We start from the raw sequence: 20889 nt of genomic DNA, 5'->3' as shown, positions 1-20889 counted from the left end.
CGTCAGAGCCCGGAGAATCCCGGGCTCTGCTCTTCAATAATGACGACATACGGCACAAAGAGACCGTTAAATTCACTCGCTGGCACTCTCACCTTTCCGGCAAACGGGTCCCGCAGCCAGACATAACCGTCCTCTTCACCGTCGTACAGCATAAACCGGTCAGCTCCGTCGGTACGGTCCTGCAATAACAGGTACGGACCATCATTCTGAACACGGGTACGCTCGGCCAGATCCAGCAGCAAATCATCAGAACGGTAAGCACGTGCTTCAACCCCCACGGCCTTCGCCGCCAGGCGGATATCCATCAGGCTGAAGCCATTACTTTCAGCAATTTTCTGCACGTCACCGTTTAACAGTAACAGCCAGAACGCATCCGCCTCGGTCAGCGCCTGACCGGCCCGCTCGTTCAGCAGAGTCGCCAACATATGCGCACACCCCGAGGACTCCAGCTCAGCATTATCAGCAGAAGCGGTCATCACGGTCATGCTGACCACCAGCAGTAAGGAGTAAATCCATTTCATCGGAACATCTGGCCTGTTGTCTGTTAAGGCCGGAATAATAACTGTACACCTGTCTGATAACAGGTGATTCCGCGTCACTATTCTGTCCTGAAGTGTCCTATTGGTGGCCGGATCTATGCAATCACGACAAAGGACTGACACCGATGAGGGCGGAATGAAGCCAGAACAACACCAGAAGATAGGCTGCCAATGCGCCTGCCAACGCAAGCAGAGTGCGCGAAAGAGTCGCTGACGCTGGCTCGTGTGGCCGGCTGAGCACGTGGCGCTGCAGCAGCAGTGCCCAGACAAAGAACGTCCCGAACAGCAACATGTCCGCAGTTGTGGGATTACTCAGCAGATGAGCCGTACTCCAGAGAATCACCCCGAAGGTAACCGGCGCGCGGACAAAACGCCGTATATGAGAGCCTGGCACCAGCCCTCCGACTAAATAGACAAATGAAACAAGCATCAGCAGAAGCGTGACGTGATTCAGCCACAGCGGTGGAAACCATATCCACAACGGAGACTGGCGGCTTTCCCCGTAACCTGCAGCAATTAACCAGAGACTGACCAGTGACAATACACCGTGAATACTGAACCAGAGCGGTTTGCCAAGCCCTGCGATCAGCCGGTCGCGAAATGAGGGTACAACGATCCGAAGAGAGTGAAGCACAACGAACAGAAGCAGACCTGAAATCAGGTAATTCATGCAGGGGTCCCGGTAATTCAATCTGACGATTCTCTGTACGGTCAACCAGCGCCATTCAGATCATCCTGAGAAGAGTGAACCTTAGCCGTACGCCTGAGGAAATACCAGTCTGATGAAATTGCCTAACAAACTGCACGTTTGCAGTGGCGGACTGTCAAAACTGCTCTTAATCTGAACCGACCACTTTGTGAAGGATGACGGCCATGACGACCAGCGTGATGAACGGACAGATGATGACGCAGCCTCTGCTGATCAGTGACCTGCTTGAGTACGCGGCCGCCCACCACGGCAATGCAGAAATAATCAGCCGCCGGCTGGAAGGCGATATTCACAGATACACCTACCGCGAAGCTCTGCGCCGCAGCAAGCAACTGGCTCACTGTCTGATCTCTCTGGGTGTCCAGCCGGGCGACCGGGTCGCGACTCTGGCCTGGAACGGCTATCGCCATTTTGAGTGTTATTACGGGATTTCAGGGATCGGCGCCATCTGCCACACGGTGAACCCCCGCCTCTATGCCGAACAGGTGGAATACATCATCAACCATGCGGAAGACTGCTACGTGTTCGTCGACGCGTGTTTTGTTCCGCTGCTTGAACCGGTAGCCGACAGGCTGACCTCGGTAAAAGGCTTTATCGTGATGATCGCCCCGGAGCAGATGCCCGACACCAGTCTGCCCAACGTCCACAATTACGAAACGCTGCTGGCAGCACAGCCAGATATCTTCGACTGGCCTGAGTTTCCGGCTGATACAGCTGCCTGCCTGTGTTACACCTCGGGAACCACAGGAAATCCGAAAGGCGTACTCTACTCTCATGCGTCGACTGTGCTGCACGCCTACGCCAGCCGCAATCCGGATGCGCTCAGTGTCGGACAGGACAGCGTCGTGATGCCCGTTGTGCCCATGTATCACGTCTGTGCCTGGGGGATGCCGTACATCGCCCCGATGTCGGGGGCCAGTCTGGTTCTGCCTGGCGATGGGATGGATGGCCCGGATCTGTACGAACTGATTGACCTCGCACAGGTGGATCTTATGTTGGGAGTTCCTACGGTGTGGTTGCGCCTCGTGGATTATCTGAAGGCCAATGACCTGAGAATTCCTTCCGTAAAAACCGTCGGCGTCGGCGGTTCTGCGTCGCCCCGCTCACTGGTCGAGACCCTCGACAAGGATTTCGGTATTTACCTGCTACCCATCTGGGGGATGACCGAAACGTCACCACTTGCCACGCTCGGCGCTCCCACCAAAGCGATGAGCGGTATGAGTGACGAAGAACGCTATCGCATACAGACCACCGCCGGAAAGCCCATGTTCGGCATCGAGCTGGAAATTTTTGACGACGACGGCAAGGCATTACCACACGATGGCACCAGCCGGGGCTATCTCAGAGTCCGCGGGCCCTGGGTACTGAGCGGTTACTACAAAACCGATAAGCCCGATGCCTTTTTCACCGACTCAGAGGGGCGTCAGTGGTTTGATACCGGCGATATTGCCGTGATCGATCCCGGCAGTTACCTGCAGATTGTCGACCGGGCAAAAGACGTGGTGAAGTCCGGCGGTGAATGGATTTCGTCCATTGACCTCGAAAATGCCGCCGTAGGTCACCCTGACCTGGCGGAAGCCTGTGTGATTGGGGTGAAGCATCCGAAATGGGACGAGCGCCCGCTGCTGTTCGTCGTTCCGGTGGCGGGTAAGGAAGTCTCCAAAGAGAGTGTTTACGGTTACCTGGAGGGCAAGATCGCTAAGTGGTGGATGCCCGACGACATTCTTATCGTTGATGATCTCCCCCACACAGCAACCGGCAAACTTCAGAAACGCACCCTGCGCGATGAATACATCAACTACCTGATCAAAGACTGAATCAGTCCTGCTCGACCTCTGGCAGGCGGCTCGCCATCAGGCTGCCTGCCAGGCCCATCAGGGACAACACCAGAATCACACCGCTGATACCGATCCAGGGCTCCAGCGCACTGATAAAGCCCATCAGCAGAAGAATCACACCAATCAGAGTATTGCCCACCGAGACGTAATCGGTACGGCGATTGCCCTCGGCCATATTGACGACGTAAGTTTTACGCCCGAGACGCACCCCCTGATGCGCAATACTGAGCAGAAAATACAGTACAGGTAATACCCAGATCACGGACAGCCAGTCACGGGCAAACCAGGTAATCAGACAGACGAGAAGGCCGGTCCCTGCGGTCATCAGGCCTGACGACACCATCACCCGGCGACTGGAGGTATCTGCAAAGCGTCCCCAGAAGCGCCCCGAAACGAGACTGGCCAGACCACTGGCCGCCATAAACAGGGCCAGAAGACTGAGAGCTGCCTCCATTTCCTGTTGTGCCAGTACCACCATAAACGGAGCCGCCAGCGCAGAGCACAGCATAAGCGCGCGGGTCAGCAGAAAGTGGCGGAACGCCGCATCCGTTCTGAGTAAGCCCACACGCCCCAATGCCTCCTTCAGGCCATTGCGCCCTCCGTCGGTTTCACCCGGAAACTCCTTAATACCTGAGAAAATTCCCCCCGCCAGTAACCAGCAAAGGGCGGCCAGACCAAAGCCCGCGGCGTAGAGATCGCGACTGCCTTCGGTACTCAATCCTGACATCAACAATGCGGCCACCACCAGAGTGATCAAGCCAGCGCCACTCTCCGCCCAGCCATTCAGTGACCCACGCCGTTGTTTCGGGATGGTTTTACCCAGCACATCCTTAGATGAGACAGAGCTGAGCCCCCGGGCAAGGCTGAAGACAACCAGCAGCCCAAGAATTGCCCACCCAGCACTGCTCCCGTCAAGGGTATAGGCCACCACAGCAATGAAAGCGATCGCAACAGCCTGCAGGACACTGCCCAGCACCCAGACCCATTTACGGATGGCCAGCCGCCGCACTGCACTGGCAATCGCCAGCTGCGGCAACATAGAGCCCGACTCACGGATGGGCACTAACCAGCCAAGCATCCATAATGGCGCCCCCAGCGATTGCATGAGCCAGGGCAAAGTGATTTTAGGGTTAACCAGCGCATCTCCCAGCTTCGACAGAAACGAGCTGATCAGGGTACGCAGAAAATTCCCGGGAACTTCGCGACAGGCCTCTTCCGGAATCGCCTTACAGGCGCGCGCATCCTCGGTGTTGACCAGTTTTTCGTAGATGTCTTCGGTAAGAGTTTGCTTCGACATAAAAAGGCAGGATCAGAGATATCGGAGCGATGGTAGCAGGGAAGGCTGCAGTGCGCAGCCTTCCTGCGGGGTCAGGACATTTTCTTCATAAAGTCTTTGATCTGGGGCGCAATACTCTCGCGGAATTTACGTCCATTAAAGATGCCGTAATGCCCGACTTCCGGTTCTTCCAGATGCTGCTTGCGACTCTTCGGAATACCACTGCAGAGATCCAGTGCACAGGACGTCTGCCCACGACCGGTAATATCATCCAGCTCACCTTCAATCGTCATCAGCGCCATGCTTTCAATGGCTTTCAGATCAACCTTCTCACCCCGATATTTCATTTCGCCGCGAGGCAGCTGATATTCAAGGAATACCCGACGGATAGTATCGAGATAATAGCGCGCCGGCATATCCATAACCGCTAGGTATTCGTTATAAAACTCACGGTGTGCCTCAGCACTGTCACCATCCCCCCTGATCAGATCAGCAAAGAATTTGAAGTGCTTGTTCACATGGGTGTCCATGTTCATCGACATAAAGCCAGACAACTGGATGAAGCCCGGATAGACCAACTGGCCGCGACCGGGAAAACCATCCGGCACGTGACAGATCACGTTGTCCTGGAACCATTCGAGATCTTTGCCCGTAGCATAATCATTCACCTCGGTCGGGCTGATACGCACATCAATCGGCCCGCCCATCAGGGTCATGCTTCTGGGCATAAAGTCGAGTTTATTCTGAGCGATATAAGACGCTGCGACCAGCGCCGGAACACAGGGCTGACACACCGCCATTACATGCGTATCCGGGCCGAGAAATTCCATAAATTCAAGCAGGTAGTCGACGTAATTATTAAAGCTGAACTCTCCCTTCGACATAGGCACATCGCGGGCATTCAGCCAATCGGTAATGTACACCTCATGGTCCGGCAGAAACTCCCGCACAGTCCCCCGCAGCAGAGTTGAAAAGTGCCCCGACAAGGGCGCAACAATCAACACCTTAGGCTGCTCCAGTCCACGCTTGCGGCGCCGGAAATGAACAAGGTTGCAATAAGGCTTTTCGATCACATCGACGTATTCGATTCCCACCTGCCGGCCATCTATTTCTGTGGTGTCGAGCATCCACTCCGGCTTTTCGTAAAAATCGGTGAGGCGTTCCATCAACTCCAGCGAGGCGCGGGCTGTCCGCATGGACCAGCTGTAGTTGGCGGGGTGCCAGGGCAGGTACAGCATCTGCCTGGAGAATCGCGCGGCCACGTGGACCGGGCGCATGGCATTCATAATCTGGGCATTGATCGCGTATAACATGTTGCTCTACCTTCTCGTCTGCACCGGTGGGATGTGTAGACAACCAGCTTAGCTCAGCGTTCCGGCCTTGCCTGCTGATTCCGATGAGCAGAATCAAACGAAAGCGACGATCAGGACGATTGTTTTCCTTCAGGGCCACAGGGCGTATAATGGCCCAAAAAGTCAGATCTACGGCCGCAAAGAGCATAAATGGCGCTTCCGGTCCTGCTCTGACAGTGGGGCATGGGAAGCATTTGAATTACACTGAGTGACTGAGTCTATTAAGTCACCCGCTAGGGAGCGATGGACCGCCGATAACAATCATAATGAGAGGTGGACAATGGCCGCAGGCAAGCAATCGTTAAAGACAGAGGGATTCAGCAGCTTTTCTGAATTCTACCCTTACTACCTTTCAGAACACCGCAACTCCACCTGCCGCTACCTGCATTATGTCGGCTCTGCGATGGCGCTGGGTATTCTGCTGTACGCACTGACCAGCGGTAACTACACCGTCATCCCTGCTGCGTTCGTCAGTGGTTATGCCTTCGCATGGGTCGGTCACTTCTTTTATGAGCACAACAAACCCGCCACCTTCCGCTATCCTTTATGGAGCTTTCTGGCTGACTGGGTGATGCTCAAAGATTTCCTGCTTGGCCGGATCAATGACAAGATGCCGCGCTGACAGGACGACCTGTTCCCGGGGTTGAACCCGTGGCCGGATAAGTTAACCTGACGCCTCTCTGAAAAAATGCAGGACCTGATGGATGTTGTTCAGACTCTCGTACCTTAAACAGATGCTTGCAGCACTTGTGCTGGCATCTGGCCTCTGTGCACCGGCACAGGCAGAACATATCCGCCTTGGTGCCGACGTCTGGTATCCATTCAATGGCGAACCAGACAGTCCTCGACCGGGTTATATGATTGAGCTGGCCAGTGCGGTCTGGAAGCAGGCCGGGCACACCGTCGACTATCAGGTATTGCCGTGGGAGCGTGCGATCGATGAAGCCCGGGCGGGTTCTCTCGACTGCATTGTCGGGACTACCCTGGACGAAGCTCCGGATTTTCTCTTTCCCGATCAGCCCCTTGGCATGGACGAAAGCTATATCTTTGTCCTCAAAGATAACGACTGGCAATACACGGGCATTGGCTCTCTGTCGGAAATCCGGATTGGCGTTGTCGGCGGGTATTCCTACGATGATGGAGAATTCGACGAATACGTTGCTTCACAGACCGGTGCCCCTACAGTTCAGGTAATGAAGGGCAACAACGCATTGGATCAGAACCTGCAGAAACTGCTGTCACGACGCATCGATGCTCTGGTGGAATCACCGATGGTGATGCATGCCCGCCTGCAACAACTCAGCCCCCGGCCAGAAGTTCGTGTTGCGGGTCGCATTGGCTCCGTTACCCCTCTTTATATCGCCTGCAGCCCATCTAACCCGATGGCAGCAACCTACGTTCGTCAGCTGAACGACGGGATTGTACGGATGCGCATGAGCGGTGAACTGGCCAACCTGCTTGATCTCTATAACCTCAGAGACTGGCAGATGAGCCAACCGCTGTTCAGCGAATAAAGAACTTCTTACTGTAACCGTTATCATAGTACCCTCTGTCAGCGTTCCGTCAGCGTTGGCTGGCAACCATTAATAAGGACTGAGAGGACACTATGCTGAAACGCACTTCCCTGCTTACTGCCCTGATTCTTACTCCGGTCAGCGCTCTTGCTGCCGAAGATAACCCAGCCTGGACTGGCTCCGCTGAACTGGGATCCATCGTGACGTCAGGTAATACTGATACCCAGAGCCTGAACGGCAGTTTTTCTGCGAATCATAAAGGTGGTGACTGGGAGCAGACCATCCGTCTGGACGCTCTGACCAGTAAAGAAGACGACGTCACGTCCAAAGAGAAATACAGCATTCTCGGACAGCTGGACCGTAACTTCACCGAACACTCATACGCAGCCATCGTTGCTCAGCAGGAGCGTGCGCGCTTCAGCGGCTATGTCTATCAGAGCACTGTGTCAGTCAACTACGGTTATCGCGCCATCAATCAGGACGACATGAAGCTCGATCTTGAGGTGGGTCCAGGTTATCGTCGTGACAAACTGAAAGAAAGCGATGAGATTCAGGAAGAGGCCATCGGCCGTCTGGCTCTGGATTACAGCTGGACCATCAGCGAAGGCACTAAGTTCATCGAACTGATGACCGCTGAAATTGGTAGCGACAACTCTGTCTACAAATCTGAAACCGGCCTGCAGAGCCAGCTTCAGGGCAATCTCGCGACTAAAATCACGTACAAAATCAAGTACGTCGAAGAAGTGCCTGAAGAAACTGAAAACACCGATCGCGAATTCGGTGTCACACTGGTGTACAGCTTCTGATTGGCAGCAAGGTGACCTTACTGGTCACCTTCTTCCTCATCATCTTTGTCTTTCCTGCGGCGCTCGGACTTCTCATCCCGGTCACCACGGCCTTCTTCGTAGCGCTCTTCTTTGTGGTTACGCCACTTATCGCGATTTTTCTTGCGCAGCTTATTCCACTTGGCCTGCTGTTCTTCCGTCAGGACATCTGAGATGCATTCATCAAAATATTCGCGGTCTGCGTCCCGCTGCTCTTTATCCACAGGCCAGTCGGACGGCTCATGTTTGGATAGCCGCGTCGCGATCGTCGCTTTCTGTTCATCGGTCAGCTTCAGAGCCTTGGCCAGACGGTGCAACTCACGCTCGTGTCGGTCTTTCTTACGCTCGCTGATCTGCTCTTCCGCAAGCGCCTGCTGCTCTTCGGTCAGAACGTTACGCATCTCTTCGCGCATCTGCAGATAAAGCGCCTGGCGCTCGTCGACATCACCACGGGACTCTTTTTCACTGGCGCGCAGTTCACGGAAACTTTTGCGATAACGGTCTTCGATATCGTCAATCTGCTTTTCCTGTTCTTCTGTCAGATTCAGCGAACCTTCCCAGTCCATCCGCCCCTGGCGATCATCAAAACCCCAGGCCTGAGCGGTAGTCATCAACACGCCGCAGGCAACCGCGCCCAGAACATGACTGAAGCGGGAGAGTGAAGCCGGTAATTTCATCTTTACATCCTCTGGCGACGCCAGTTATATGGTTCAGAGGTTATACTAGCCGGATGGCGTGAAATTTGTGTCCGGCATTGCAAAGATTTGTCACACCTGCCGGGCCACTGACAGGCACAGAATATGAGCGATGAAGATGACCTGTTCCTGCAGGAAATGCAGGGCGTTAAACGACTGAAAACTCCGGAGAAGGTTACTCTCCGCAAAGACACACCTCAGGGCAACGTCGCCGTCCGCCGCAACAACGCGGTCGTTGAGCAGGCAAACACAGACCCGAACCATTTACGGGCCAGCGAAGTTCCTCGTGTTGGCCCCCATGATGTTCTGGGTTTTAAGCGTCCCGGAATTCAGGATGGCGTCTACCGCAAACTGCGGCTCGGCAAATATGAAACAGAAGCCCGGCTGGATCTGCACCGGCGTACTATTGAGGAAGCCCGTCGCGAAGTGTACCGCTTTGTCCGCGACTGCATGGAAGCCGACCTGCGCAGTGTGCTGATTATGCCAGGCAAAGGCGACCGCAATATTAAAGATCCGGGCGTCCTGAAAAGCTATCTCGTGTTCTGGCTCGAAGAACTGGAACAGGTCCAGGCCTTTCACACCGCTCAGCCACACCACGGCGGCACGGGGGCATTTTACGTTCTGTTGCGTAAAAGCGAGCGTAAAAAGCAGCAGGCACGCGAACAGTTCAGCAAAGGACGTATCTAGGCGCGGGCATCTAACCGCGCTATATGCTCTGCCATCTGCTCCTGCACCTGAGCGGCCAGTGCTTTAGCATCCGCTCTGGTCAGCCCCTCTGTGGAGACCGGGGGCAGAAATTCACCAATACACTCACCGGCCTTCCAGCGCCGCAGATCGACGTTTTTATGAGTACTGCTGAAGCACAAAGGCACGATCGGCAGACCCGCTTCGATCGCCAGAGTAAAGGCACCGTGCTTAAACGGCAGCAGACCTCGTCCACGACTGCGGGTGCCCTCCGGAAAAATAAACACTGCACACTTTTTCCTGTGTACGGCCTGAGCGGCTTCGGCCATGGCATCGCGGGCTTTGCTTTTATCACTGCGGTTAATAAAAATATTGCCAGCCAACCAGAACAGCACCCCAAACAGCGGGATATACATCAGGCTGTGTTTTCCGAGTAATGCGAGGTTATACGGAAGCATCGGAGGGTACAGAAACATGTCGAGCGAATCCTGATGGTTACAGACATAGATCGCCTGCCCCCGTCCGGTCGGACATTCATTTTTCGCAATAAAGCGAACCCCAAGGACGAACCTCGCCCAGCCAAACACCCGAGCGCAGTAATGGCTGTTGTCTTTGTGGAAAGGACGCACGAGACAGATCATCAGGCCGAGAAGACAGCCCACGATAAAATGGAAAATCAGATAAACAGAGCGCAGAACTAACAACATAATAAATACCTCAACGGGGCCGCTATTTTTATGATCCGACCCCGTTCAGGCAAGGTGCACAACGGTCAGCGTGCAGGTATATCAGCGCAGAAATAACTGGTAAGCCGGATTCTCGGTCTCATCCCAGTAACGATAGCCTAATTCCTCAAGATAACCGTGCAGCTGCTCACGCTTATCATCATCAATCTGCAGCCCCACCAGTACACGTCCATAAGCCGCACCATGGTTGCGGTAATGGAATAACGAAATGTTAAAACGTTTACCCAGCTTCTTCAGGAAGTTAAGCAGAGCGCCCGGACGCTCAGGAAATTCAAAACGGTAAACACGCTCATCACTGACGTGCGCCGGCGCATGCCCGCCTACCATATGGCGGATATGATACTTGGCGATTTCGTCATCAGAAATATCGAGCACCGGATACCCGTCTTCACGCAACTCATCGACCAGCGCAGCGCGACTTCCGGGTTCCGCATCTACCTTAACCCCGACGTAGATCTGCGCCTCGTTATCATCGCCGTAGCGATAATTAAACTCGGTGATCGGACGTCGCCCCAGCAGACTGCAGAAGCGCTGAAAACTGCCCGGCTGCTCAGGAATCGTCACAGCAAGAATGACTTCACGCCCCTCACCGATTTCAGCGACCTCAGAGATGTAACGCAGGCGATCAAAATTCACGTTGGCACCGCTGAGGATAGCCACCAGATTCTGGTCGCTGCACTGTTCCCGCTCGACGTATTTCTTTAAGCCAGCGACAGACAGCGCACCCGCCGGCTCCAGTACCGCCCGGGTATCGTCAAACGTATCTTTGATTGCTGCGCAAATTTCATCAGGCGTACAGGTGATCACTTCGTCGATGTAGTCTTTGCAGATTTCCCAGGTGTTTTCGCCGATCTGTGCCACTGCCACGCCGTCAGCAAAAATGCCCACCTCAGGCAGAATCACCCGGCTGCCCGCTTCTTTTGCTGCGGCAAGACAGGCAGATTCGGTACTTTCGACGGCAATCACTTTAACCTCAGGCGCCAGCGCTTTAACGTACGCAGCCACACCCGCCGCCAGACCACCGCCGCCGACAGGAACGAAAATCGCGTCGGGACTGTGTTTCAGCTGACGGAGAATTTCCATACCAATCGTCCCCTGACCCGCAATCGTGTCCGGATCATCATAAGGGTGAACGTAGGTGTAGCCTTTGTCTTCGACCAGCTTCTGCGAATGCTTAAAAGCTTCGTCAAACGAATCGCCATGCAATACAACACGAGCACCGCGCGCGCGTACTGACATCACTTTAATTTCAGGAGTCGTGCGGGGCATCACAATCACCGCGCGGATGCCCAGCTCTTTCGCTGCCAGCGCCAGCCCCTGGGCGTGGTTACCGGCCGATGCAGCAATCACCCCTTTTGCTTTCTCTTCTTCAGAAAGCTGGACCACTTTGTTGTAGGCGCCGCGGATTTTGAACGAATACACCGGCTGCTTGTCTTCACGCTTGAACCAGATCTGGTTGCCCAGACGCTCACTCAGAAAAGTGGCCGTGTGCAGCGGAGATTCAATCGCCACGTCATAAACGCGGGCGGCAAGAATCTTCTTCAGATATTCGTTCAGCATAGCGGTGTTCCAAAGCGGTGAATCACGGTGCCCGGTCAATGAAAAAATCCCGGGCGGACGCGCATTGTAGCGCATGAACGCATATAATTCCCCGAAAGCTTCTACCGGACAACTGATTCCATGAACCAGGATGAACTGAAACGAGCCGTTGGCCAGGCCGCGGTTGATTACATCAAGCCTCACCTCGATGACGACAGCATTATCGGGGTAGGGACAGGCTCAACAGCGAACTGTTTTATCGATGCTCTGGCGGGGATAAAACACCTGTTCGACGGTGCCGTCGCCAGCTCTGAAGCCTCGGCCGAACGTCTGCGCGGGCACGGCATTCCGGTATACGACCTGAATGGCGTCGATGGCATCGAGTTTTATATTGATGGCGCAGATGAAATTAACGATCAGCTGGATATGATCAAAGGCGGTGGTGCTGCCCTCACCCGTGAGAAAATCGTTGCGGCGGTGGCGCGCAAATTCATCTGTGTTGCGGACGAAAGCAAAGTCGTTCCCATGCTGGGCAACTTCCCGCTGCCGGTTGAAGTGATCCCGATGGCCCGTTCTCACGTAGCACGTGAACTGGTTAAACTCGGTGGAGATCCGGTCTGGCGCGAGGGCGTAATCACCGACAATGGTGGTCAGATCCTCGACGTTCACAATATGAAAATCCAGTCGCCAATGGCTCTGGAAAGTGAAATCAACCAGATCACCGGCGTCATTACCAACGGCCTGTTCGCTCTGCGCGGCGCCGATGTTCTGTTGCTGGGCACGCAGGACGGGGTCAAAACCCAGACCCGCTGACGATGACCAGGCCGGAGGATTCACCAGCAGCAAAGCAGGGATGGCTGCGCCGGGGCTGGGTGCAGGGCATTCTGATTGCCCTGACAATCCTGCTGGCCACCCTGGCCATACTTTTCTGGTCGGTTGTTCCGTTGCTCAACCGCTGGCTGCCACCGGTACTCGATTACTTCGTCGCCCCCGGCAGTCATCTGCGGATATCCCATCTCACACGCGACTACCTGGAAGTTGAATCCCTCGATCTCACGCCGGCGCCCGGCATCAACATTCAGATACGCAATGCCCGCCTGGACTATCAGATAGCAGGGATTCTGCAGGGCGAAGCTGAGCGACTGAGTGCCGCCTCGGTCACTGTAGTGATCAGCGCAGATGACGCTGCTGACTCCTCGACGGTATCGCCTGGCTCTCCAGCCACCACAGAGACGGAAGTATCACTGCCTCAGATCGCGCAACTGATGTCCCTGCCCGTGAATAACATCAACGTAGACAGCTTCAGTCTGCATACGCCCGACCTCAGCCTGAACATTCATGCTGAACTCACGCCACAGTTATGGTGGCTGCGCGGAGATGCGCACCTTCCGCACATTCCAGAACCTGTACAACTCGAAGCGCAGCTGCAGCGTGGAGACGACCGGGCAGACCTGCTGATTATGCTCTCAGACCGACAGACGCTGCTGGCTCAGCTCTGGAGTGGTCTCCAGCAGAAAGATGGCGAAACGCAGGCAGACCTGCGCCTGAACAGCGACCTGGCCCGCCTGCGCCAGTCGCTACCTGTGTTGAATGACCAGCCAGTGCAGATACAGTCGCTGACTCTGAGTGGCCGCCTGAGCAGCCCGGATGACGCGCTCTGGCCTCAGGATCTCAGCGGGCAGGTGACTGCAGAGTTAACCAGCGCCACCTCCACTCTTGCCGACGGGATGACCTTATCGCCGCTCTCGCTCAGTCTGTCGGCACAACACAGCGACAAGCAATCTGGCTGGAAGACAACCCTGACCACCGGGGCAGCTACATTGGACATGCTGCTGGAAGATACCCGCTGGGTGGCCGAACTGCCTTCGCAGCAGCTCACCTCCGACTGCAATGCCCGGATAACAGAATGTACCGCCAGTGGACAGATCAGTACTCAGCTGCGGGGGCCAACCACGTCATCAGTGAAGATCACCCCTTCGCTAAGCTGGCTGTCAGACGGACAGAGTCGTATCGAACTGCCTGTAGAAATGACCTACCAGCAACCCGCGACTGCCGATTTACCGGGCTGGACAGCCTCTTCTCAGGGGACATTAACCGGCACCCTGTCTCAGGACGGCCTGTGGCAACTGACCAGTACCGGCCTGGAAACGACAGCCACCTTCCTGCCCTGGCAGGGATGGAGCATTGACCGGTTACAGGGCACTCTGCTCGCTGGCCTTAACATTCAGGGGGATATCGGTGATGACCGCAGTGTCACGGCCGCGCCTCTGGTCATTAATCTCGCCCCCTTTAATGTCATGGCAAAAGACATCAATCTCGGTTTTGCCCGCAGTAAAGCGGAATGTGACCCGGGTACGATCAGCCTGGCGAGTCCAACTGACACCCTGCTCGGCAACTGCAGTCTTGAACTCGCTTTACGGGATTCACAATGGGGGTTATGGCCCGTCCCTGATGTGCAGCTCTCGGGGCCTCTGGCAATTACTTATGATGACCTGCGCCAGCGCATCAGCGCCTCACTTGGCCTGACGGCTGCCAATCAGGAAATCCGCCTGCGTACCCGCTTCGAACACGACCTGCAGACCAGCAAAGGCAGCCTGCAATGGCACCTGACGGATGCCCGCCTCGACTGGCAGGCACTTGGGCTGCTCCGAATGGCCTCGCTGACCAGCGTCCAGCTGCTCAGTGGTCATCTGTCCGGACAGGGATGGATTGACTGGTATGCTGAAGGTGAGGAATGGACACTGACGCCAGACCTGATGCTACGGGCGGACGGAGTCAGCGCAATTTACGACAACACCATTACGCTGGAAGACTGGAATGCCATGATCGCTCTGCGCCGCCCTGCACAGGGCGATTATCTGCTTGATGCGCAGGTGTCTGGCAGTAAGCTCGACAGCGGTATTCCGCTCACCAATATTCTGGCCCGCAGCCAGACACGGATACCTGCAGATTTCAGTTATTTTGATCTGTCAGTCCACGAAATGCACACCGACCTGCTCGGCGGCCGGGTGTATACCCCGCTTATCCGCTATGACAGCCGCAAAGAGGTAAACGCCTTTGGCGTCCGCCTCGACCATCTTCAACTGAGTCAGATAGCCGCCATTGAAGAAAGCGCCGGGGTCAAAGCCACTGGCCTGCTCGACGGAATGTTGCCTGTGGTTCTGACCAAAGAGGGGCCTATGGTGCCCGGCGGGAATCTGTTTGCGCGCGACCCCGGAGGCGTTATCCGCTACCAGGGCGACAGTGCCGATGCACTCGCGCAGAGCGACCAGAGCGTCGGCATGGCGATGAAACTGCTGCAGAATTTTGAGTACGACCAGCTCCAGTCTGGCGTGCAGTATCAGCCCGACGGGCAGCTTAATCTGTCGTTGCAGTTTCAGGGAAAAAACCCCGATTTCTTCGGCGGTCAGGCAACCCACCTGAATGTGAATCTTGATTACAACCTTCTCGATCTGCTGGAAAGCCTGCGCATCAGCAACGAAGTAATAGAAACCATCGAGCAGAAATATCAGTAACACAGCCCGGGCAAGCAGCAGAAACAAAAACGCCCGGCAGTGCCGGGCGTTTCTGTGTGTGCGTCGGTAAGCTTACTTACCGCCGCGCATCGAGTCGAAGAACTCATCATTGGTCTTGGTCTGGCGCAGCTTATCCAGCAGGAATTCGATGCCAGGAACATCTTCCATCTCAGCCAGCAGGCGACGCAGAATCCACAGACGCTGAAGATCTGCTTCATTGAACAGCATATCTTCACGACGGGTACCTGAACGACGGATATTGATCGCCGGGTAAATGCGCTTCTCTGCAATTTTGCGGTCGAGGTGCAGTTCCTGGTTACCCGTACCTTTAAATTCTTCGTAGATTACTTCGTCCATTTTCGAACCAGTATCTACCAGCGCAGTCGCGATAATGGTCAGTGAGCCACCTTCTTCTACATTACGCGCAGCACCAAAGAAACGCTTTGGTTTTTCCAGTGCGTTAGCATCAACACCACCGGTCAGTACTTTACCGGAGGAAGGAATAACGGTGTTGTATGCCCGCGCCAGACGGGTAATCGAGTCCAGCAGAATCACTACGTCACGCTTGTGCTCAACCAGACGCTTCGCTTTTTCGATCACCATTTCAGCAACCTGAACGTGACGCGCTGGCGGCTCGTCAAAGGTCGACGCAACCACTTCACCACGCACAGAGCGCTTCATTTCGGTCACTTCTTCCGGACGTTCGTCAATCAGCAGAACGATGACTTCACACTCAGGGTTGTTGCGGGTAATGGCCTGAGCAGTCGTCTGCAGCAGCATGGTCTTACCGGCCTTCGGCGGTGCAACGATCAGACCACGCTGACCTTTACCAATTGGCGCAACCAGATCAAGTACACGGGAAGAGAGGTCTTCGGTTGAGCCGTTACCCACTTCAAGTACCAGACGCTCGGTCGGAAAGAGAGGGGTCAGGTTCTCGAACAGAACCTTGTTTTTAGCGTTCTCAGGCTTGTCGTCGTTAATTTCGTTTACTTTCAGCAGCGCGAAGTAACGTTCGTTGTCCTTTGGCGGGCGGATCTTACCGGAGATCTTGTCACCCTTACGCAGGTTAAAACGACGGATCTGGCTGGGTGATACGTAAATATCATCAGGGCCTGCCAGGTAGGAGCTGTTCGCACTACGGAGAAAGCCGAAGCCGTCCTGCAGAATCTCCAGTACACCATCACCGTAAATGTCTTCACCACTCTTCGCGTGATGTTTCAGAATTGCGAAGATGATGTCCTGTTTACGGGTACGGCTGACGTTCTCAAGGTTCATTTCGCTGGCGACAGCCAGAAGCTCGGGAACAGATTTAAGTTTCAGGTCTGAAAGATTCATATGTGCAGGTCGGTTATGTTATTTGAATTTGGTTCAGGATGTGAGACAACACAGAAACCGTGGCAGATAAGCCAGGCGGGGCATCATTGAAGGATTAACTCAGGGCAAAGCCTGCAAATCAGCGGTGCGGATTTAAATATAGACAGATCGTGGGGGTATGTCCAGCGCTGCAAGGGACATTTCGTCCCATTTGCAGCGATTTTCCCGGATACCGGGTAATCAGAGTGCCTGTTCGATGAAAGCAGACAGCTCAGATTTGCTCATTGCACCGATCTTGGTGGCTTCAGCATTGCCGTTCTTGAACAGAATCAGCGTTGGAATGCTGCGGATACCGAACTTAGGCGCAGTAGCTTCGTTCTGGTCGATGTTCAGCTTGGCGATCTTCAGCTTGCCAGCGTAGTCGTCAGCGATCTCTTCCAGAACCGGAGCGATCATTTTGCATGGGCCACACCACTCTGCCCAGAAATCCACCAGCACTGGCACGTCAGAGCCAAGTACGTCGGTGTCAAAAGAATCGTCAGTTACGGTCAGAATGTTGTCGCTCATGTGTTTCCCCTGTAGGACGGATATCGTAGAAAGCCGGGTTATTGTACGCCGCCGCGCCCGGGAATCAATTGGATTATCCGCTGGACACATACCTAACCGGCATTGCATATTTCTACTATATCGGGCTAAAAGGTTTGGATTTCAAGGACATGAGCAATACTCCGGGAATTTCCGCTGAAACACAGCGTCTCGCAGCAGTCGATCTGGGATCAAACAGCTTCCATATGATGGTGGCAGAAGAGTTTCAGGGAGAATTACGGACCCTGGAACGCCGCGGACAGAAAGTTCAGCTGGCCGCTGGACTGGACAAAAATGGCAATCTTTCCGAAGAAGCGATCCAGCGCGGCATCTCCTGCCTGAGCGAATTCGGACAAAGACTACAGAATATGGACCCATCGCGGGTCGTCGTATTCGCAACCAATGCTCTGCGAGCCGCCCGTAACCGGCGCGAATTTATTGACCGGGCAGAAGAGGTTCTGGGGTATCCGGTAGAGGTAATCTCCGGCCGGGAAGAAGCCCGTTTGATTTATCTTGGGGTAGCCCACACCCAGGCCGATGACGGTGGCCGCCGTCTGGTGGTCGATATCGGCGGGGGCAGCACCGAATTTATCATTGGCGAACGTTTCGAAACCCGGGCTCTGGAAAGCCTGCACATGGGCTGTGTTTCGTTTACCCGCCGCTTTTTTCCGGATGGCGAAATCAACCGTAAGCATTTCAAAGACGCGGTTGCCGCCGCCGAACAGGAATTGCTGAATATCCGTGCGCAGTACCGCAGCATCGGCTGGGAAAGCGAAATTGGTTCTTCAGGCACTATCCGGGCCGTTGAGCAGGCCATCATTGCCAATCAATGGGGCGACGAAGGGATCACCGAAGACGGCCTCGCTAAGGTAATTGATCACTGCCTGAGTTTTAATAAAACCACTGAACTGACCATCTCGGGCGTCAAACCCGACCGCCGTCAGGTATTTATCGGTGGCCTGGCGATTCTCGCGGCGGTGTTCCGCACCTTTAAACTCTCTCACATGCGCTATTCCGACGGTGCGCTGCGTGAAGGGGCACTGTGGGATCTGGTTGGCCGTTCCGATCACGAAGATGTCCGGGGGCGTACCATTCAGTCGATGAAAGAGCGCTTTTATGTGGATGCCCAACAGGCTGAACGGGTAGAACTGACGGCACAGGAACTGTTGCGCCAGATCCGTAAGGATATTTCACTGCCGAAAGACGCTCAGGCCTGGCTCGGCTGGGCCGCCGGCGTCCACGAAATCGGCTTAAGCATCGCGCACAGTGGCTTTCACAAACACGGCGCGTATCTGCTACAGCACTCAGACATGCTCGGTTTTACCCGACAGGGGCAATTGCTGCTGGCCATTCTTGTGCGCAATCACAGACGTAAAATTCACCCTGAAGAATTACAGATGTTGCCTAAACGCCAACAGACTCAGGCCCTCTGGTTAATCAGGATTCTGCGGTTAGCCGTTGTCCTCAATCACAGTCGCGAAGCGTATGACGTGCCGGTCCCCTCTCTGTCTGTGGAGGGAGATAACCTGTCGATCCGGATGCCAGAAGGTTGGCTGGATAATCACTCGCTGACCGCACGAGATCTGGAAGAAGAAATAGCCCTGCAGAAACAGGCAGGGCTGGAAGTTGCGCTCAGCTGATCAACTGGCAGGCGGCGCTGTGGCAGCGCCGCTGCTGGCGGCAAGCCGGTCCAGAAGCCAGTTCTGAGCAGACAGCGGTTCTTCACCTTCGGCCGGCTGCTGACGGACATAGCTGCCATCTGACTGAAGAATCCAGGCCTGGGTGTTGTCCTTCATGCAGATTTCCAGCTCTTCTTTCATCCGCTCTTTGAGTTTATTACTCTCAATCGGAAACGCTGTCTCGACGCGACGCAGCAGATTCCGCTCCATCAGATCGGCGCTGGCCGCGTAGATCTCGTCTTTGCCGTCGTTCAGGAAATAGAACACCCGCGTGTGCTCAAGAAAGCGCCCGATAATAGAACGGACCTCAATATTCTCAGACACACCCGCAATGCCCGGACGCAGGCTACACATGCCACGAATGATTAATTCGATTTTAACGCCCGCCTGCGATGCGCGATAAAGTGCGCGGATCACCTTGGGCTCTGTGAGACCATTGGCTTTCATCCGGATCAGTGCCGGGCGCCCCGCCTCTGCAACCTCGCGTTCCCGATCTATCATCTGAATGAGTCGCTTATGCAGGGTAAAAGGTGCATGAAACAGCTTCTTCACCCGCATGACTTCACCCATACCCGTCAACTGCTGAAATACCTTATGAACGTCTTCACAGATGGAGTCGTCACAGGTCATAAAGCTGTAATCGGTATAAGCGCGCGCATTCCCCGCATGGTAGTTGCCGGTGCCAAGGTGCACATAGCGACGATAAATCGCGCCTTCTTTGCGTACGATCAGCATCATTTTTGCGTGCGTTTTGTAACCCACCACGCCGTAAACAACCACCGCTCCGGCTTCCTGAAGGCGGTTTGCGAGATAGAGGTTTTCTTCTTCATCGAAGCGGGCACGCAGCTCGATGACAACCGTCACTTCTTTACCGTTGCGGGCCGCATCCACCAGTGCATTAACGATTTCTGACTTAGCACCGGTGCGGTAAAGCGTCTGCTTAATCGCGCGGACACCCGGATCTTTTGCCGCTTCCCGCAGTAAATCGACCACCGGGGTAAAAGACTCATAAGGGTGTAACAACAGAGTGTCTTTCGACCGGATACTTTCAAAAATGCTCTTCTTAAAGTTCACATTTTTGGGCAGCCCCGGAGTAAATGGCGCGTAGCGGAGGTCCGGGCGGTTAATCTGATCAATGACTTCAATCAGTCGTCCAAGGTTAACCGGTCCATTTACTTTATACAGATCGGTTTCTTCCAGATTAAACTGACGCAGCAGAAATGCGATCAGCTCGTCCGGGCAATTATCTGCGACTTCCAGACGCATCTCTTCACCGAAGTTACGCGAGTGCAGTTCATCTTCGAGTGCAGAAGCCAGATCAGACGTTTCTTCATGATCGATATCCAGGTCAGCGTTTCGGGTCACCCGGAACTGATAGCAACCTTTCACCGACATCCCAGGGAAAAGCTCATCGGCATATTCGTGAATAATCGACGACAGGAAGACAAAGTGATCCCCTCCTTCGGTCAATTCGTCGGGCAGGCGAACGGTCCGGGGCAGAGAACGCGGAGCAGGAATAATCGCGAGGCCGGTTTCACGGCCAAAGGCGTCTTTTCCTTCCAGAGCGACGATAAAGTTCAGGCTCTTATTTACCAGACGCGGGAACGGGTGTGAGGGGTCCAGTCCGATCGGACTGACCAGCGGCTGAACATTTTCGTCGAAGTACTCACGTATCCACTGACGCTGATCTTCGGTCCATTCGGCACGGCGCAGAAAATGGATATTTTCCTGCTTCAGTGCAGGCAGCAGAGTGTCGTTAAGAATCTCGTACTGACGGGCAACGTTAATACTGCACAGGGCATAGATTTCGTTAAGTACCTGAGCTGGGTGCAGGCCATCGATACCAGCCTGCTCCCGGGCGAATGTCAGCTGGTGAGCTAAATCCGCCACCCGGACTTCATAGAATTCGTCGAGATTCTTACTGAAAATGCAGAGGAAAAACAGGCGATCCAGCAATGGATGAGTTTCATCCAATGCCTGAGCAAGCACGCGGATATTAAACTGCAGATGACTCAGTTCACGGTTGATATACAACTCGCTGCTGGTCAGATCTGGTGCAGTGTCGGACGTCGCCATACCC

18 protein-coding genes are annotated in these 20889 nt (G+C 54.7%); 8 read left to right on the top strand and 10 right to left on the bottom strand.

The genetic code is table 11. The features are described 5' to 3' along the window. Window positions 1–2: 2 nt before the first annotated feature. Window positions 3–521 (bottom strand): cysteine peptidase family C39 domain-containing protein, encoded by a 519-nt coding sequence (locus tag Q1L85_RS01320; RefSeq protein WP_300432066.1) that lies wholly within the window; start codon window positions 519–521, stop codon window positions 3–5. A gap of 121 nt (window positions 522–642) precedes the next feature. Then, complete coding sequence (locus Q1L85_RS01315; protein WP_300428042.1) at window positions 643–1209, bottom strand: NnrU family protein; 567 nt, start codon at window positions 1207–1209, stop codon at window positions 643–645. Window positions 1210–1412: 203 nt separating this feature from the next. Here Q1L85_RS01315 and Q1L85_RS01310 point away from each other — a divergent pair, with 203 nt between their 5' ends. After that, window positions 1413–3065: a long-chain-fatty-acid--CoA ligase gene (locus Q1L85_RS01310; protein ID WP_300428043.1), complete on the top strand. Its 1653-nt coding sequence runs from the start codon at window positions 1413–1415 to the stop codon at window positions 3063–3065. 1 nt (window position 3066) lies between these two features. On the opposite strand, the gene Q1L85_RS01305 is transcribed toward Q1L85_RS01310, so the two are convergent. Continuing rightward, window positions 3067–4383 carry an MFS transporter gene (locus Q1L85_RS01305; RefSeq protein WP_300428044.1) on the bottom strand — a complete coding sequence of 439 codons (1317 nt, stop codon included), beginning with the start codon at window positions 4381–4383 and terminating at the stop codon, window positions 3067–3069. 71 nt (window positions 4384–4454) lie between these two features. Continuing rightward, window positions 4455–5675 carry a polyhydroxyalkanoate depolymerase gene (locus Q1L85_RS01300; RefSeq protein ID WP_300428045.1) on the bottom strand — a complete coding sequence of 407 codons (1221 nt, stop codon included), beginning with the start codon at window positions 5673–5675 and terminating at the stop codon, window positions 4455–4457. A gap of 319 nt (window positions 5676–5994) precedes the next feature. Here Q1L85_RS01300 and Q1L85_RS01295 point away from each other — a divergent pair, with 319 nt between their 5' ends. The 3 genes from Q1L85_RS01295 to Q1L85_RS01285 all read left to right on the top strand — a co-directional run bounded on the left by Q1L85_RS01295 (window position 5995) and on the right by Q1L85_RS01285 (window position 8034). Continuing rightward, on the top strand, window positions 5995–6336 hold the full coding sequence (locus tag Q1L85_RS01295; RefSeq protein WP_300428046.1) for a DUF962 domain-containing protein: 342 nt from the start codon (window positions 5995–5997) through the stop codon (window positions 6334–6336). Between the two features lie 82 nt (window positions 6337–6418). Next, a complete protein-coding gene (locus tag Q1L85_RS01290; RefSeq protein ID WP_300428047.1) occupies window positions 6419–7228 on the top strand; it encodes an ABC transporter substrate-binding protein in 810 nt (269 codons plus the stop codon). A gap of 92 nt (window positions 7229–7320) precedes the next feature. Further along, window positions 7321–8034, top strand: a complete 714-nt coding sequence (locus tag Q1L85_RS01285; protein ID WP_300428048.1) for a DUF481 domain-containing protein — start codon at window positions 7321–7323, stop codon at window positions 8032–8034. 17 nt (window positions 8035–8051) lie between these two features. Here the strand turns inward: Q1L85_RS01285 and Q1L85_RS01280 are convergent, their stop codons facing one another. Beyond that, complete coding sequence (locus Q1L85_RS01280; RefSeq protein ID WP_300428049.1) at window positions 8052–8729, bottom strand: hypothetical protein; 678 nt, start codon at window positions 8727–8729, stop codon at window positions 8052–8054. 123 nt (window positions 8730–8852) lie between these two features. Between Q1L85_RS01280 and smrA the strand changes: the two genes are divergently transcribed. Further along, a complete protein-coding gene (smrA, locus tag Q1L85_RS01275) occupies window positions 8853–9434 on the top strand; it encodes a DNA endonuclease SmrA (RefSeq protein WP_300428050.1) in 582 nt (193 codons plus the stop codon). On the opposite strand, the gene Q1L85_RS01270 is transcribed toward smrA, so the two are convergent. Together Q1L85_RS01270 and ilvA are read right to left on the bottom strand one after the other, a co-directional pair. Next, window positions 9431–10138: a 1-acyl-sn-glycerol-3-phosphate acyltransferase gene (locus Q1L85_RS01270; RefSeq protein WP_300428051.1), complete on the bottom strand. Its 708-nt coding sequence runs from the start codon at window positions 10136–10138 to the stop codon at window positions 9431–9433. The two genes, smrA and Q1L85_RS01270, sit on opposite strands and share 4 nt — an antisense overlap. A gap of 81 nt (window positions 10139–10219) precedes the next feature. Then, window positions 10220–11737 (bottom strand): threonine ammonia-lyase, biosynthetic, encoded by a 1518-nt coding sequence (gene ilvA, locus Q1L85_RS01265; protein ID WP_300428052.1) that lies wholly within the window; start codon window positions 11735–11737, stop codon window positions 10220–10222. A gap of 120 nt (window positions 11738–11857) precedes the next feature. Here ilvA and rpiA point away from each other — a divergent pair, with 120 nt between their 5' ends. Continuing rightward, complete coding sequence (gene rpiA, locus Q1L85_RS01260; RefSeq protein ID WP_300432062.1) at window positions 11858–12529, top strand: ribose-5-phosphate isomerase RpiA; 672 nt, start codon at window positions 11858–11860, stop codon at window positions 12527–12529. A 2-nt stretch (window positions 12530–12531) separates the two neighbouring features. Continuing rightward, the gene (locus tag Q1L85_RS01255) at window positions 12532–15231 is read left to right on the top strand and encodes a YdbH domain-containing protein (protein ID WP_300432060.1); all 2700 of its coding nucleotides are present in this window, start codon (window positions 12532–12534) and stop codon (window positions 15229–15231) included. Between the two features lie 72 nt (window positions 15232–15303). Here the strand turns inward: Q1L85_RS01255 and rho are convergent, their stop codons facing one another. Both rho and trxA read right to left on the bottom strand, forming a co-directional pair. Further along, a complete protein-coding gene (gene rho / locus Q1L85_RS01250) occupies window positions 15304–16566 on the bottom strand; it encodes a transcription termination factor Rho (RefSeq protein WP_300428382.1) in 1263 nt (420 codons plus the stop codon). 219 nt (window positions 16567–16785) lie between these two features. Beyond that, window positions 16786–17112, bottom strand: coding sequence for a thioredoxin TrxA (gene trxA / locus Q1L85_RS01245; RefSeq protein ID WP_300428381.1), 327 nt, complete (start codon window positions 17110–17112; stop codon window positions 16786–16788). A gap of 149 nt (window positions 17113–17261) precedes the next feature. On the opposite strand from trxA, the gene ppx reads away from it, so the two are divergent. Then, entirely contained in the window at window positions 17262–18770 is a 1509-nt protein-coding gene (gene ppx / locus Q1L85_RS01240) for an exopolyphosphatase (RefSeq protein ID WP_300428380.1), read from the top strand. Here ppx and ppk1 read toward each other — a convergent pair whose 3' ends face one another. Next, a complete protein-coding gene (ppk1, locus tag Q1L85_RS01235) occupies window positions 18771–20885 on the bottom strand; it encodes a polyphosphate kinase 1 (protein WP_300432057.1) in 2115 nt (704 codons plus the stop codon). Window positions 20886–20889: the final 4 nt, after the last annotated feature.

The organism is uncultured Thalassolituus sp. (assembly GCF_950066645.1).
Classification (GTDB): domain Bacteria; phylum Pseudomonadota; class Gammaproteobacteria; order Pseudomonadales; family Oceanobacteraceae; genus Thalassolituus.
The sequence above is the reverse complement of the archived record's forward strand: the minus strand, read 5'-3'. Positions and strand labels throughout refer to the sequence as shown.